This window comes from Nocardioides aromaticivorans, from assembly GCF_013408525.1.
In the GTDB taxonomy this organism is placed as follows: domain Bacteria; phylum Actinomycetota; class Actinomycetes; order Propionibacteriales; family Nocardioidaceae; genus Nocardioides; species Nocardioides aromaticivorans.
In genome coordinates this window covers 1968090-1981595 of record NZ_JACBZM010000001.1, presented here as the reverse complement: position 1 = coordinate 1981595, position 13506 = coordinate 1968090, and the positions used below count along the sequence as shown (strand labels likewise).

The 13506-nt window shown below is 73.8% G+C and carries 14 protein-coding genes; 9 read left to right on the top strand and 5 right to left on the bottom strand.

The window, feature by feature from the left end:
- Nucleotides 1–14: 14 nt before the first annotated feature.
- The gene (locus BJ993_RS09305; protein ID WP_179648542.1) at nucleotides 15–221 is read right to left on the bottom strand and encodes a hypothetical protein; all 207 of its coding nucleotides are present in this window, start codon (nucleotides 219–221) and stop codon (nucleotides 15–17) included.
- A gap of 115 nt (nucleotides 222–336) precedes the next feature.
- Between BJ993_RS09305 and BJ993_RS09300 the strand changes: the two genes are divergently transcribed.
- From BJ993_RS09300 to BJ993_RS09290, 3 genes are read left to right on the top strand one after another with little or no spacing between them, the layout of a single operon-like run.
- Nucleotides 337–1146, top strand: a complete 810-nt coding sequence (locus BJ993_RS09300; protein WP_179648541.1) for an ABC transporter ATP-binding protein — start codon at nucleotides 337–339, stop codon at nucleotides 1144–1146.
- The gene (locus tag BJ993_RS09295; protein WP_179648540.1) at nucleotides 1143–1916 is read left to right on the top strand and encodes an ABC transporter permease; all 774 of its coding nucleotides are present in this window, start codon (nucleotides 1143–1145) and stop codon (nucleotides 1914–1916) included. The genes BJ993_RS09300 and BJ993_RS09295 overlap by 4 nt, the downstream gene beginning before the upstream one ends.
- Before the next feature lie 36 nt (nucleotides 1917–1952).
- Entirely contained in the window at nucleotides 1953–2720 is a 768-nt protein-coding gene (locus tag BJ993_RS09290) for a MerR family transcriptional regulator (RefSeq protein ID WP_179648539.1), read from the top strand.
- A 4-nt stretch (nucleotides 2721–2724) separates the two neighbouring features.
- Here the strand turns inward: BJ993_RS09290 and BJ993_RS09285 are convergent, their stop codons facing one another.
- A complete protein-coding gene (locus BJ993_RS09285) occupies nucleotides 2725–3210 on the bottom strand; it encodes a MarR family winged helix-turn-helix transcriptional regulator (protein WP_179648538.1) in 486 nt (161 codons plus the stop codon).
- Between the two features lie 83 nt (nucleotides 3211–3293).
- On the opposite strand from BJ993_RS09285, the gene BJ993_RS09280 reads away from it, so the two are divergent.
- Complete coding sequence (locus BJ993_RS09280; protein WP_179648537.1) at nucleotides 3294–5348, top strand: MMPL family transporter; 2055 nt, start codon at nucleotides 3294–3296, stop codon at nucleotides 5346–5348.
- A gap of 129 nt (nucleotides 5349–5477) precedes the next feature.
- Here BJ993_RS09280 and BJ993_RS09275 read toward each other — a convergent pair whose 3' ends face one another.
- Nucleotides 5478–6986 (bottom strand): flavin-containing monooxygenase, encoded by a 1509-nt coding sequence (locus BJ993_RS09275; protein WP_179648536.1) that lies wholly within the window; start codon nucleotides 6984–6986, stop codon nucleotides 5478–5480.
- 184 nt (nucleotides 6987–7170) lie between these two features.
- Here BJ993_RS09275 and BJ993_RS09270 point away from each other — a divergent pair, with 184 nt between their 5' ends.
- On the top strand, nucleotides 7171–7674 hold the full coding sequence (locus BJ993_RS09270; protein ID WP_179648535.1) for a CAP domain-containing protein: 504 nt from the start codon (nucleotides 7171–7173) through the stop codon (nucleotides 7672–7674).
- Here BJ993_RS09270 and BJ993_RS09265 read toward each other — a convergent pair.
- Entirely contained in the window at nucleotides 7649–9031 is a 1383-nt protein-coding gene (locus tag BJ993_RS09265) for a DHA2 family efflux MFS transporter permease subunit (protein WP_179648534.1), read from the bottom strand. The two genes, BJ993_RS09270 and BJ993_RS09265, sit on opposite strands and share 26 nt — an antisense overlap.
- 71 nt (nucleotides 9032–9102) lie before the next feature.
- Between BJ993_RS09265 and BJ993_RS09260 the strand changes: the two genes are divergently transcribed.
- Nucleotides 9103–10332, top strand: a complete 1230-nt coding sequence (locus BJ993_RS09260; RefSeq protein ID WP_179648533.1) for a PucR family transcriptional regulator — start codon at nucleotides 9103–9105, stop codon at nucleotides 10330–10332.
- On the opposite strand, the gene BJ993_RS09255 is transcribed toward BJ993_RS09260, so the two are convergent.
- Nucleotides 10329–10973: a hypothetical protein gene (locus BJ993_RS09255; RefSeq protein ID WP_179648532.1), complete on the bottom strand. Its 645-nt coding sequence runs from the start codon at nucleotides 10971–10973 to the stop codon at nucleotides 10329–10331. The genes BJ993_RS09260 and BJ993_RS09255 overlap by 4 nt on opposite strands.
- A 59-nt stretch (nucleotides 10974–11032) precedes the next feature.
- Between BJ993_RS09255 and BJ993_RS09250 the strand changes: the two genes are divergently transcribed.
- From BJ993_RS09250 to BJ993_RS09240, 3 genes are all read left to right on the top strand, one after another.
- Nucleotides 11033–11269, top strand: a complete 237-nt coding sequence (locus BJ993_RS09250; protein WP_179648531.1) for a hypothetical protein — start codon at nucleotides 11033–11035, stop codon at nucleotides 11267–11269.
- A 24-nt stretch (nucleotides 11270–11293) separates the two neighbouring features.
- Nucleotides 11294–12673, top strand: a complete 1380-nt coding sequence (locus BJ993_RS09245; RefSeq protein WP_308645528.1) for an NAD(P)/FAD-dependent oxidoreductase — start codon at nucleotides 11294–11296, stop codon at nucleotides 12671–12673.
- Nucleotides 12674–12910: 237 nt separating this feature from the next.
- Nucleotides 12911–13489: a TMEM165/GDT1 family protein gene (locus BJ993_RS09240; protein WP_179648530.1), complete on the top strand. Its 579-nt coding sequence runs from the start codon at nucleotides 12911–12913 to the stop codon at nucleotides 13487–13489.
- Nucleotides 13490–13506 lie beyond the last annotated feature (17 nt).

Genomic DNA, 13506 nt, shown 5'->3' with positions numbered 1-13506 from the left:
GGACGACCCGGCCGTCAGCGCGACGGCCGGGTGTCGCACTCGATCTTCGGGTTGACCCCGAAGTAGTTCAGCGGCCCGGCGACGATCGTCAGTGCCGTGTCGCCGAAGGTCTTGCAGTTCACGTCGCGGTCGTCGCTGAAGTAGCCGCGCTGGAACGCCGCCAGCACGCCGAACAGCAGCCACACAACCACCACGACCCCGCCGATCCCGGTGCTCCTCATCACGACCTCCTCATGGTCGGGCTCATGGTCGGGTCCTGGTCGGGAGGTACCCGACGGAGCCCGTCCCACCCGCGCCTTGACCTTGACGCAGCGTCAACCCTCGACGCTTCTCGGCATGGACCAGAACACACCCCGCGTCGAGCCCGTCATCGCGGTCACCGACCTCCGCAGGTCGTACGACGGCCAGGTCGTCCTCGACGGCGTCGACCTCTCCGTCCCGGCCGGATCGGTCTACGCCCTGCTCGGCTCCAACGGCGCCGGCAAGACCACCACGATCCGCATCCTCGCCACCCTGCTCCGCGCCGACGGCGGCACCGCCGTCGTCGCGGGCCACGACGTCGCGACCGCGCCCGACCGGGTGCGGGAGTCGATCAGCCTGACCGGCCAGTTCGCCGCGGTCGACGAGATCCTCACCGGGCGCGAGAACCTCGTCCTCGTCGCCCGGCTGCGCCACCTGGCCGAGCCGGGCCGGACCGCCGACGAGCTGCTCGCGAGGTTCGCCCTCGCCGACGCCGGCGGCAAGCGCGTCGCGACGTACTCCGGCGGCATGCGCCGCCGGCTCGACATAGCGATGAGCCTGATCGGCGATCCGCCCGTCATCTTCCTCGACGAGCCGACCACCGGCCTCGACCCGCAGGCGCGGCTCGAGGTGTGGCGCACGGTGAGGGAGCTCGCCCACGGCGGCACCACGGTGCTGCTCACGACGCAGTACCTCGAGGAGGCCGAGCAGCTCGCCGACCGGATCGGGATCCTGCACGGGGGCCGGGTCATCGTCGAGGGGACCCTCGCCGAGCTGAAGGCGCTGATGCCACCGGCCGAGGTGCGGTACGTCGAGAAGCAGCCCTCGCTCGAGGAGGTCTTCCTCGCCATCACCAGCACCGAGAGCACCGAGAGCACCGAGAGCACCGAGGGGAGCCTGCGATGAGCAGCCACTTCGTCCGCGACACCACCACCCTGCTCGGCCGGTCGCTGCGCCACGTCCTGCGCAGCCCGGACACGATCATCACCACCGCCGTCACGCCGATCGCGATGCTGCTGCTGTTCGTCTACGTCTTCGGCGGCGCGATCGACACCGGCACCGGCACCGGCACCGGCGACTACGTCGACTACCTGCTGCCCGGCATCCTGCTGATCACCGTCGCGTCGGGCATCGCCTACACGGCGTACCGCCTCCACACCGACGTCTCCGGGGGCATCTTCGAGCGCTTCCAGTCGATGCCGATCGCGCGGTCCGCGGCGTTGTGGGGCCACGTGATCACCTCGGTCGTCGCCAACGCGGCCGCCCTGGTGCTGGTCGTGCTCGTCGCCCTGCTGATGGGCTTCCGCTCGGGTGCCGGCGCGCTGGCCTGGCTGGGGGTGGCCGGGATCCTCGTCCTGTTCACGCTGACGCTCACCTGGCTGGCCGTGATCCCGGGCCTCACCGCGCGGTCCGCGGACGCCGTCGGCGGCTTCTCCTACCCGCTGATCTTCCTGCCGTTCATCAGCTCGGCGTTCGTGCCGACGGCCGGGATGCCCGGTCCGGTGCGGTGGTTCGCCGAGCACCAGCCGGTGACCGCGATCGTCGACACGATCCGCCACCTGTACGCCGAGCAGCCGGTCGGCGACGACATCTGGGTCGCGCTCGGGTGGTGCGCCGGGCTGCTCGTCCTTGCCTACGTGTTCGCGATGCGCACCTACCACGGCCGGATCGCCTGAGGTAGTCGTGTCGGGGACGACCGGGAGGATGGGCTCATGCTGACGATCGGGGAGCTGGCGTCGTACGCCGGGGTGACGATCCGCACGGTGCGGCACTACCACACCAAGGGCCTGCTGCCGGAGCCCGAGCGGGACCACTCGGGCTACCGGCGCTACGACGCCCGCGCGGTGTCCGAGCTGATCCGGATCCGCACCCTGGCCGAGGCCGGCGTCCCCCTCGCCCGCGTCGAGGAGCTCCTCGACGCAGGCGCGGAGGAATTCGCCGCGGCGGTCGCCGACATCGACCGACGGCTGCGCGCGGAGATCCGCGAGCGCCAGCAGCACCGGCAGCGGATCGCCCAGCTGGCCGCCGGCGACAACCTCGCGCTGCCGCCGGAGGCTGCGGCGTACCTCGCCCGGCTGCGGGAGATCGGGCTGCCGGAGCGGCTGATCGAGGGCGAGCGCGACGCGTGGATCCTCGTCGCCGCGCAGATGCCCCAGCACATGGCGGCGTACATGGCGCTCAAGGAGGTCCAGCTCGACGACCCGGAGCAGAGCGGCTTCTACCGCGACCTCGCCGCGGCGATCGACTGGGAGGCCGACGACCCGCGGATCCCGGCGCTCGCCGACCAGCTGGTCGCCCTGATCGAGGCGGACGTCGCGGCCCCGCCCGAGGGCTGGGAGGCGCCGGACCTCGACCTGCCCGACGACCTCGCCGACCTGCTCGACGCGGTCTTCGTCGACTCCGTGCCGATGGCGCGCCGGTTGCTGCGCGAGCTCGAGGAGCGGGGCTGGACGGGGTGGACGAAGCTGGAGCGGGGGTGACCGCTCAGTCGGACGGGCAGTCCCCTGGCTCCGCGATGGCCGCCTCGACCGCCGCGAGCGCGCCGCGCAGGTAGCGCTCGACGACGGCGCGCTCCTCGTCGCTGAACTCCCCGTCCAACCGTGCGAGACCCTCGAACATGGGCCGCAGGTGGCGTGACACCTCGGCGGTGGCGCTGTCCGTGATGTGGAGCTGGGTACGACGGCGGTCGTCCTCGTGGGGGACCCGCTCGAGGTGGCCGCGGCGGCTGAGCCGGTCGACGATGCCGGTCGCGGCGGCACTCGTCACGTCGAGGTGGCGGGCGAGCTCGGCCGGCCCGATCGGCCCGTGGCTGAGCCGCTCCAGCGTCGCGAGCTCGACGTCGCTGAGCTGCGCCCGCCGGGACACCTCGTGCCGGATGCGGGCACCGGCCTCGAGCAGGCTGCGGAGGGTCTCCAGGGTCGCGGTCGCGTGCCACGGCCGGTCACCGGGCCCGGGCTGCGTGCGCGCCATAGATGTCTCACTTTCTTAACTATCAAGTATGTTAACGACTGCGTGACCGCGCGACCACCGGCCCGACGACGATGGAGTCTCCCATGTCCCCCTCCACCCGACGCCCGTCCCGCGTGCTGCCCACGGTGGCGCCGCGGGCCGCCTGGTTGGTCGCCCTGGCCCCGCTGCTGTTGGCGCTCCTCGCCCTCGGGTTGCTCGGCGAGGGGGAGCGCGAGCAGCGCCCCACCGACTCGCTGCCGCGCGGTCTCGACAGCACGCTGGCGGCGGAGCTCGACGCGCAGGTGGGCGACGACGGGCAGGACGTCGCGATCGTGCTGTTCACCTCCGACGGCGACGAGCTGGCCGGCGCCGGGAGGTCGGTCCTGGACGGCGCGGTCCGGGCGGTGGGTGCGGTCCCCCGGAGCCTGACCGTCGCCGAGGACGGGAGCGCCGCGTTCGTCGTCGTACCCGTCACGGCGGCCTCGGCCACCGACACCGTCGACCGGGTCGACGAGCTGCGCGCCGTCCTGGCCGAGCAGGTGCCCGAGGGGGTGACGGCACAGGTGACCGGGCCCGCGGGCGTGCAGGCCGACCTGGCCAAGGTGTTCGACGGCGCCAACACCCGCCTGCTCCTCGCCACGGCGTCGGTGGTGACGATCCTGCTCGTGCTGACCTACCGCAGCCCCGTGCTCTGGCTCGTCCCCCTGCTGGTCGTCGGCATCGCCGACCGGCTCGCGGCGGTGCTCGCGACGCAGGCGATGGCCGCGCTCGACGTCGCGTGGAACGAGTCCACCGTCGGCATCCTCTCGGTCCTCGTCTTCGGCGCCGGGACCAACTACGCGCTGCTGCTGATCTCCCGCTACCGCGACGAGCTCGGCAGCCACGCCTCGCGCCACGAGGCGATGTCCCTCGCCCTGCGGCGTACGGTCGAGCCGGTCCTCGCGAGCGCCACCACGGTGGTCCTCGGGCTGCTCACGCTGCTGCTCTCGCTGACGCCGAGCACGCGCGGCCTCGGGCTGGCCTGCGCGATCGGCATCATCGTGGCCGCGTCGTTCGTCCTGGTCGTGCTGCCGGCCCTGCTCGTGCTCTTCGGCCGGTGGGTCTTCTGGCCGCGGGTGCCGCGCGAGGGCGCCACGCCGCTCGCCGAGCGCACCTCGCTCTGGCGGCGCGTCGGCGGCGTCGTCCAGCGGCGCCCCGCCGTGCTCGTCGGTACGACGACCGCGGTCCTCGCGCTGCTCGCGATCGGTCTGCTCCGGGTCGAGACCGGGCTCGGCCGCGCGGACCAGTTCCTCGAGGAGCCGGAGGCGATCGCGGCGGGGGAGCGCCTGGCGGAGTCCTTCCCGGCGGGCACCTCGAGCCCGACGGAGGTCCTCACCCGCGCCGACGCGGACGACGTCCTGCGTGCGGTCGAGGACTCGGCCGCCGTCGTCTCCGCCCGCGTCGCCGGTGCGGGCGGCGGCGTGACCCGGATCGACGTGGTGCTCGACGCCGAGCCCGGCACGGCCGCAGCCCGCTCCGCGGTCGGCAGCCTCCGCGACGCCCTCAGCGGCTTCGACGACACCCACGTCGGCGGGGAGGAGGCGGTGGCGCTCGACGAGCGTGAGGGCGCGGGCCGCGACCGGTGGGTGGTGCTGCCCCTGATCCTGGGCGTCGTCCTGCTCGCCCTCGTCCTGCTGCTGCGCTCGGCCGTCGCGCCGCTGCTGCTCGTCGCGACGGTGCTGGCGACGTACGCCGCCAGCATGGGCGCCTCCTGGTGGCTGTTCACCGGCCCGCTCGGCTTCGAGGCCCTCGACGTGCAGGTGCCGCTCTTCGCGTTCCTGTTCCTCGTCGCGCTCGGCGTCGACTACAACATCTTCCTCGTCACCCGCGCCCGCGAGGAGGCGCGCGAGCACGGGACCCGCGACGGCATGCTGCGCGCGCTCGCGGCGACCGGCGGCGTGATCACGAGCGCGGGGATCCTGCTGGGCGCGGTCTTCGCGGTGCTCGGCGTGCTGCCGCTCGTGGTGCTGGCCCAGCTGGGTGTCGTCGTCTGCCTCGGGGTCCTGCTCGACACGCTGGTCGTCCGGACCGTGCTGGTCCCGGCCCTGGCGATGCTGCTGGGGGAGCGGTTCTGGTGGCCGGCGCGCGTCTCGGCGTCGGCCGGGCGGGGCGTGCAGTGACACGCTGTCCACCCGACTGGGCGCCTCTCGACGGCAGCGACACGCCGGTCTCGGGGCCGGATCCTGCCGTCAACCGGCGGGTGGTCGGGTGGACGGCGTGTTACTACCGGACGCGCCCGCCGACCGGCCTCATGCCGGGACGGCCTCGTTGCTCGCGGTCGTGGCCCAGGCGGGGGACGCCGTCGAGAAGCGCAGCGCCTCGTCGACCACCGGACCGCCGCGGACCAGCTTCACGTCGTCGGCGTAGCTCATCGACATCGTCCACGGGTAGCGGTCGCCCTGGCGCGGCAGGTCGGCGATCGCCCGCTGCACGTAGCCGGCCTCGAAGTCCAGGAGCGGACGGGTCGCCATGCCCTCGGGCGCGACGGGCACGCAGACGTCGTACCCCTCGGCCTCCATGTGCTCCAGCAGGCGGCAGAAGTGCTCGCACAGCAGGCCGACCTTGAGGGTCCACGACGAGTTCGTGTAGCCGATCGCGAAGGCCAGGTTGGGGATGCCGCTGAGCATCATGCCCTTGTAGGCGACGTGGTCGGGGGCGTGCAGCGCGGTGCCGTCCACGGTGATCGCGATGCCGCCGAAGAGCTGCATGTTCAGCCCGGTGGCGGTGACGATCACGTCCGCCTCGAGTTCCTCACCGGACTCCAGCAGGATGCCGGTCTCGGTGAAGGTGCTGATCCGGTCGGTGACGACGCTCGCCCTCCCGTCGCGGATCGTGCGGAACAGGTCGCCGTCGGGCACGGCGCACAGCCGCTGGTCCCACGGGTCGTAGGGCGGGTTGAAGTGCGTGTCGACGTCGAAGCCCTCGGGCAGCGCTTTCGCGTTGACCGAGCGGATCAGCGTGCGGGCCGTCTTCGGGAAGGTCTGGCAGAACTGCCACACCAGCCGCTGCTTGAGGATGTTCTTCTGCCGGGCGACGGCGTAGCCGCGGGTCTCGCCGAGGACCTTGCGCAGGCCGTTGGCGAGCTTGTCCTCCGACGGCACCGGCATGATGTACGTCGGCGTCCGCTGCAGCATCGTGACGTGGCCCGCGCCGCCCTCGACCATCGCCGGCAGCAGGGTGACGGCCGTGGCGCCGGAGCCGATCACGACGACCCTCTTGCCCGCGTAGTCGAGGTCCTCGGGCCAGTGCTGGGGGTGCACGATCTCGCCGCGGAAGCGGTCGCGACCCTCGAAGGTCGGCGTGAAGCCGGCCTCGTAGTCGTAGTAGCCGGTCGCGCCGAAGACCCAGCCGGCCGTCAGGGTGAACCGCTCGCCGGTGTCACCGCGCTCGACCTGCACGGTCCAGCGGGCGTCGGCGGTCGACCAGGCCGCCTCGAGGACCCGGTGCTGGTAGCGGATGTGCGGCTCGACGCCGTACTCCTCGGAGGTCTCGCGCAGGTAGGCGAGGATCCGGTCCGCGCTCGCGATCGACTTCGGGTCGGTCCACGGCTTGAACTCGTAGCCGAAGGTGTGGAGGTCGGAGTCCGAGCGGATGCCGGGGTAGCGGAACAGGTCCCACGTGCCGCCGGACGCCGCACGCGCCTCGAGCACCGCGAAGGTCGTGCCCGGCCGCTCGGCCAGCAGGTAGCGGGCCGCGCCGATGCCGGAGATGCCGGCGCCGATGACGAGGACGTCGAGGTGTTCGGGGTGCGTGGTCATGTCTCCATGGTGCGGTCGGGAGACCACCCGATGGCAGGGCGGAGCACACCATTGCGGGGTGCGAGTGGTGCGGAGTGCACCTTTCGGGCGAGAACGGGGTGGCTGGCGGGGCGGCGGGTACCGCCGGAGGGTTCGCCCGGGGACGAGCCAGGTGGGGACTGATCTCGGGAAGGAACGACCCCCCATGAGCACACTCCTCCGCTCGGCGCTCGCCGGGCTGATGGCCTCGGCCGCCCTCACGGCGGCTCCGGCCACCCCGCTGCCCGCCGCCCAGGCCCAGAGCGCCACCGCGGCCCAGAGCGCCACCGCGATGTCCAGGACCTACGAGGCCGCCGTGCTGCGCCAGATCAACGCCCGGCGGACCGCCCGCGGCCTGCGGGCGTTGCGCATGTCGTCGTGCGTGGACCGCTTCGCCGAGTCGCGCTCGCGACGGATGGCGGTCAACGACGAGATGGTGCACTACCCCGGCCTGCGCCGCGTGTTCGGCAGCTGCGGCGGGTCGACGGTCGGCGAGGTGATCGCCCGCGGCCGCAGCTTCGCCCAGGCGTCGATCGTGGTCCGCGCCTGGATGCGCTCGCCCAGCCACCACGACGTGCTCCTCCTGCCGCGGTTCCGGTCGGCGGGGGTCGGCGCCTGGCGCGACGGCGACGGGACGGTCTTCGTCAGCGTGGTGTTCCGGGCGCCCTGACGCCGCGCGGCCCGAGCACGGTGAGCGCCACCACGAGAGCGGCGGTCATCATCGCGAGCGGCAGCCAGAACGCGTCCCGCATCGACCCGGTCGAGGCCAGCACCACGGTGACCGCCGCTGTCGTCACCGAGGTGGCGAGCTGGTTGAGCACGTTGATGATCGTGCTGCCCGACGGGATGTCGACGTCGTCGAGGTCGCGGGTCGCCTGGGTGATCGTCGGCAGCATCGTCGCGCCGGCGCCCGTCGTACCGAGGGCGAGGAAGGGCACCAGCGTCGTGTACGGCGCCTCGCCGGCCAGCTGCAGCGCGAACCCGCCGTAGCCGACGACCGCCAGCGTGATGCCGGTGGCGATGACCCGGACCGGCGGCACCCGGTCGATGAGCCGGCCGGCGACCTGGATCGAGATGCCGGCGAGGACCGCCTGCGGCACCATCAGCAGGCCGGTGGTGGTGGCCGACTCCCCGCGCGCGACCTGGAAGTACAGCGGGACCAGGACCAGCGTCGAGAAGTAGGCGCCCGCGAAGAGCACCATCAGCAGGGCCCCGCCACCGGTCGCGCGCAGCCCGAGCAGGCGCACCTTCAGCAGCGGGGCGGTGTGGCGCAGTGCGTGGCGGGCGAAGGCGGCGAGGAGCACGAGGCCCACGCCGATCGGGAGCAGGACGCGGGCCTCGACCAGTGAGCCCTCGGCCAGCGACGTCCCGAGCACGAGCAGCGCCATCGCGGGGGCCAGCAGGAGCAGGCCGGTGCGGTCCAGGCGCGCGGCCCGGTCGCCGGGCAGGACGGGCAGGTTGCGGCGGCCGAGCCACAGGGCGACCAGCCCGATCGGCAGGTTCACGAGGAAGATCCAGCGCCAGGACAAGCTGTCGAGCAGCCAGCCACCCAGCGGCGGGCCGAGCACCGGCCCGACGAGGATCGGCAGGCCCAGCAGCGACATCACCCGGCCCCGCTCCGCCGGCGGCGCCGAGCGCAGCGCGAGCGTCATCGCCGCCGGCATCACGAACCCGCCGCCGAGGCCCTGCAGGATCCGGAACCCGATCAGGCTGGGCGCGTCCCACGCCGTCGCCACCAGCGCCGAGCCGATCGTGAAGACGGCGATCGCGGTGAGGAAGACCGACCGGGCGCCGTACCGTGCGATGGCCCAGGCCGCCGCAGGGATGACGGTCGCGAGGGCGAGCGTGTAGCCGGTGCTGACCCACTGGATGACCGGCAGCGAGGCGCCGGTCTCCTCGGCCAGCCGGGCGAGCGCGACGGCGACGACGGTGACGTCGAGCGGGATCATCACGGTGCCGGCGATGACGGTCAGCGCGATGGTGGTGCCCGTGCGGGCAGGGGCCGGAGCGGCGGCGAGCGCGGTCATGGGAGCAACCCTCCAACCTCAACTTTGGTTGAGGTCAAGCGTCCGTCCGAGGGCCCCCCTATGCTCGCTCCATGACCTGGGTGGATCCCGCGCCACGCACGCGCGAGCTGATCCGGCAGGCCGCCGAGCGGGCCCTGCAGAACCCCGACGAGTGGGTCACCCCGGTCCACGAGGCCACCCTGTCCGCGCCGACGACCGCGGCGATCGCCGCCGACCCGGCGCTCGCGGACGCGCTGCGGCGAGCCAATTTCGACAACCTCCTCGCGTGGGCCACCGCCAACGTGCGTGCACCCGGTGACCGGGTGCCGCCGAACACCAGCGCCGTCCAGCTCGACGTGGCCCGCGACCTCGTCCGTCGGGGGCTCGACGACGTCAGCCTCGACGCCTACCGGACCGGGCAGAACGTCGCGTGGCGCGCCTGGATGCAGATCTGTTTCGAGCTCACCCGCGACGCCGACGAGCTGGAGGACCTGCTGCTCGTCTCCGCGACGTCGATCGCCGACTTCGTCGACGGCACCATCGGTGCCGTCGCCGAGCGGATGGCCGCCGAGCGCGACGAGCTGACCCGCGGCTCCCAGGCCGAGCGGCGCGACATGGTCGCCCTCATCCTCGAGGGCGCGCCGGTGCCGCGGCTGCGCGCCGAGGCGGTGCTGGCCCACCCGCTCGACGGCGACCACGTCGCCGCGGTGGTGTGGACGACCGACCGCGACTCCGACCTCGGCCGGCTCGAGCGCGTCGCCGAGGAGCTGATGCGGGCCTTCGGCGCCCGGCAGCGACTGACGGTCGTCGCGGCGGCCAGCACGCTGTGGGTGTGGCTGCCGGTGGCCACGGCGCCGGACCGCGCTGCGCTCGGGGCCGCCCTCCGTCGTACACCGGAGGTGCGGGTGGCGATCGGCAACCCGGCCCGCGGGGTCGAGGGCTTCCGGCGCAGCCACCACGACGCCGCGGAGGTACGACGCCTCGTGGCCCGGATGGGGACGGCCGACCAGCTCGTGGCGTTCGCCGACGTGCAGCTCGCCGCGCTGGTCACCCGGGACCAGGCGCGGGCCGAGGAGTTCGTCGCGCAGGTCCTCGGCGACCTCGCCGACGCGCCCGCCGAGCTGCAGGAGACCGTCCGGGCCTATCTCGCCGAGCTCGGCAACGCCTCCGCGGCGGCGGCACGCCTCTTCACGCACCGCAACACCGTGCTGCGCCGGTTGGTGCGGGCCGACGAGCTGCTGCCGCGCCCGCTCGCGAGCGACCCGGTGCGGATCGGCGTCGCGCTGGAGGTGCTGCGCTGGCGGACGGTCGAGGGCACCTAGGCCCTCGCCACCTCTGCCAGCCGGACCGCGGCGTGCCGCACGATCGCGGCCTCCTCGGGATCCCGGGCCGCCTCGTGCGGCACCAGCCCGCCGAGCAGCCCGGCCGGCTGGGTGAGCCAGGCCCACACCTTCCACGGGTCCATCCGGGCGGCCAGCAGCGGCTCGAGGACCGGCGCCAGCTCGTCGCGCAGCTCGCCGGCATCGGTCAGCTGGAAGGCCGGGACCAGCGTGCCGCCGTCATGGGCGACGACGAGCAGGGCGTGGCGCTCGGCCGCCTTGTGCACCGCGAAGCGGGCGGCGTTCTCCGACCCGCCGCGCACGTCGGCGAGCGAGGCGTAGGTGTGCCAGGGGCTGGCGAGCAGGGCCGCCCGCACCCGGGCCTGGCGGCGCAGCTGCACCAGGGCGAGGGGTACGGCGTGGGCGGGCTCGTCCCCGTCCTGGTGGAGCACCCGGTCGAGGTCGGCGACCTGGTCCGGCGTCAGCGCCGCACCCGTCCCGGGGTCGCGCCACACCACCGCGCCACCGAGGTCGCGCTCGAACGTCGGCAGTCCGGCCGCGGCGAGCTGGTCGGCGAGGCCGAGCTCCTCGAGCCAGGCGGCCAGTCGGGGCCCGGTGCTGCCCGCGTCGTACTCGTCCCGCATGGTGCAAGCCTCCCATCCCCACTGGGCGCGTCGTGGGTCCGCGCGTTAGCGTGGTCGCCATGACTCGGGAATCTCGACACCTGCACGCCTCGCGGGCCTACCCCGTGCGCCAGCTGGTCGCGTACCGGAGGCTCATCGTCAACCGGGAGCGGATCGACCCGGAGCGCGTCGTCGCCGATTACATCCGCGCGAACCCGCAGGTCGACCTGGAGGCGCGGGCCACCTTCGCCGAGTGGGACCGCGGCAGCCTGCCCGGCGACACGGCGCAACGGATCCAGGGCCTGCCCATCCGCTGACCCACCCGGTGCCACGATGACCGGGTGATCGGAGTCCGCAACGGCGACGTCTCCTTCTGGTGGCAGCAGGTCGGCCTGCCCGACCCGCGACCGGCGCTGCCCGGCGACGCCGACGCCGACGTGTGCATCGTCGGCGCCGGCTACACCGGCCTGTGGACGGCGTACTACCTGAAGCAGCTGCAACCGGACCTGCGCGTCGTCGTGCTGGAGTCGCGCTTCGCCGGCTTCGGCGCGTCCGGGCGCAACGGCGGCTGGCTGACCAACAGCGTGACCGGCGGTCGTGAGCAGTACGCCGCCAGCCACGGCCGCGCCGCGGCGGTCGCCCAGCAGCGTGGGATGAACGACGCCGTGCGGGAGGTGGTCGACGTGGCCGCTCGCGAGGGCATCGACGCCGGCATCCACCTCGGCGGCGAGCTGAACGTGGCCCGCACCCCGGCCCAGCTGGCGCGGCTGCGGGCCGCGGTCGCCGCCGAGCAGGAGTGGCCGGACACGGACGTGGCGCTGCTCGACGCCGCCGCCGTGCGAGAGCGGATCCGGGTGGCGGACGCGGTGGGCGGGATGTGGCACCCGCACTGTGCCCGCCTGCAGCCCGCACGCCTCGTCCACGGGCTGGCCCGGGCGGTCGAGCGCAGCGGCGCGGTGATCCACGAGGACACCCACGTCGAGGAGATCACCGCGGGCGCGGCCCGGACCGCGCACGGGACCGTGCGGGCGTCGTACGTCATCCGGGCGACGGAGGGCTTCACCGCCAACCTGCGCGGCGAGCACCGCACCTGGCTGCCGATGAACTCCTCCCTCGTCGTGACCGCGCCCCTGCCCCCGGCGGTCTGGGACGAGATCGGCTGGGACGGCCGCGAGACGCTCGGCGACCTCGCCCACGTCTACATGTACGCCCAGCGCACCGCCGACGACCGGATCGCCTTCGGCGGCCGCGGCGTGCCCTACCGCTTCGGCTCGCGGGTCGACACCGACGGCGCCACCCAGGCGCGCACCATCGCCGGACTGACCGGGCTGCTCCGCCGGTTCTTCCCGGCCGCGGCGGACGTGCCGATCGAGCACGCGTGGGCCGGCGTGCTCGGCGTCCCGCGGGACTGGTCGGCGAGCGTCGGCCTCGACCCGGCGACCGGCCTCGGCTGGGCCGGCGGGTACGTCGGCACCGGCGTCACCGCGACCAACCTCGCCGGACGCACCCTCGCCGACCTGGTGCTCGGCCACGACACCGAACGCACCCGGCTGCCGTGGGTCGGCCACCGCGCCCGCCGCTGGGAGGTCGAGCCGCTGCGGTGGGTCGCGGTCCAGGCCCTGTACGCCGCCTACCGGGCCGCCGACCGGGCCGAGTCCCGCGGTCGCGCGAGCACCTCGCCGCTGGCGCGCGTCGCCGACCGGGTCGCCGGGCGGCACTGAGCGCTCGGCCCCGCGATGTGGGACCGGCGTCGTCCCCGCGATAGGCTCGGCGGCGAAAGGGAGTAGTCCCCAACAGCCGCGTCGACACACTGACCTCCGGGTCCGGTGCGGCAGGCCACCTCGAGCGATCGGGTGGCGGACGAGACTTTCGACCAGATTGCCGACCCGCAAGGGCGCCTGGTCGAGAGCGCGCGTCCATCCAGGGGGTCTCTCGCCAGGTGCCGAGAGGAACCACCGATGTACGCCTTCCTGCTCTCCACCGCCGTCATCTTCGTCGCCGAGCTCGGTGACAAGAGCCAGCTGATGGCGATGACCTTCGCCGCGCGCTACCGCGCCCGCGACGTGATCATCGGCATCACCGCCGCCACCGCCCTCGTCCACCTCGCCTCCGTCGGGATCGGCGCCGTCATCGGCGACGCCTTCGCGGACTACCAGGGCACGATCGCCGTCGTCGCCGGCGTCGCGTTCCTGCTCTTCGCGCTGTGGACCCTGCGCGGCGACGAGCTCACCTACGAGGAGGCCGACAAGGCCCGCAACGCGACCGGCGCCGCGATCCTGGCCGTCGGCGTCGCCTTCTTCCTCGCCGAGCTCGGCGACAAGACGATGCTCGCGACGATCACCCTGGCCACCCAGGAGGGCTGGTTCGGCACCTGGCTCGGCTCGACGCTCGGCATGGTCGCCGCCGACGCGCTCGCCATCGGCGTCGGCGCGATCCTCGGCCGCCGCCTGCCCGAGAAGGTCATCGCGTACGGCGCCGCCGCGCTCTTCGCGCTCTTCGGGATCCTGCTCATCGTGGACGGGGCCGGCTGGCTCTGAGCCGGAGGGTGGAGGAT

What these genes read in the sequence shown, in the direction of transcription:
- BJ993_RS09305 (WP_179648542.1), bottom strand. Translation starts at nt 221, where the DNA reads ATGAGGAGCACCGGGATCGGCGGGGTCGTGGTGGTTGTGTGGCTGCTG.
- BJ993_RS09300 (WP_179648541.1), top strand. Translation starts at nt 337, where the DNA reads ATGGACCAGAACACACCCCGCGTCGAGCCCGTCATCGCGGTCACCGAC.
- BJ993_RS09295 (WP_179648540.1), top strand. Translation starts at nt 1,143, where the DNA reads ATGAGCAGCCACTTCGTCCGCGACACCACCACCCTGCTCGGCCGGTCG.
- BJ993_RS09290 (WP_179648539.1), top strand. Translation starts at nt 1,953, where the DNA reads ATGCTGACGATCGGGGAGCTGGCGTCGTACGCCGGGGTGACGATCCGC.
- BJ993_RS09285 (WP_179648538.1), bottom strand. Translation starts at nt 3,210, where the DNA reads ATGGCGCGCACGCAGCCCGGGCCCGGTGACCGGCCGTGGCACGCGACC.
- BJ993_RS09280 (WP_179648537.1), top strand. Translation starts at nt 3,294, where the DNA reads ATGTCCCCCTCCACCCGACGCCCGTCCCGCGTGCTGCCCACGGTGGCG.
- BJ993_RS09275 (WP_179648536.1), bottom strand. Translation starts at nt 6,986, where the DNA reads ATGACCACGCACCCCGAACACCTCGACGTCCTCGTCATCGGCGCCGGC.
- BJ993_RS09270 (WP_179648535.1), top strand. Translation starts at nt 7,171, where the DNA reads ATGAGCACACTCCTCCGCTCGGCGCTCGCCGGGCTGATGGCCTCGGCC.
- BJ993_RS09265 (WP_179648534.1), bottom strand. Translation starts at nt 9,031, where the DNA reads ATGACCGCGCTCGCCGCCGCTCCGGCCCCTGCCCGCACGGGCACCACC.
- BJ993_RS09260 (WP_179648533.1), top strand. Translation starts at nt 9,103, where the DNA reads ATGACCTGGGTGGATCCCGCGCCACGCACGCGCGAGCTGATCCGGCAG.
- BJ993_RS09255 (WP_179648532.1), bottom strand. Translation starts at nt 10,973, where the DNA reads ATGCGGGACGAGTACGACGCGGGCAGCACCGGGCCCCGACTGGCCGCC.
- BJ993_RS09250 (WP_179648531.1), top strand. Translation starts at nt 11,033, where the DNA reads ATGACTCGGGAATCTCGACACCTGCACGCCTCGCGGGCCTACCCCGTG.
- BJ993_RS09240 (WP_179648530.1), top strand. Translation starts at nt 12,911, where the DNA reads ATGTACGCCTTCCTGCTCTCCACCGCCGTCATCTTCGTCGCCGAGCTC.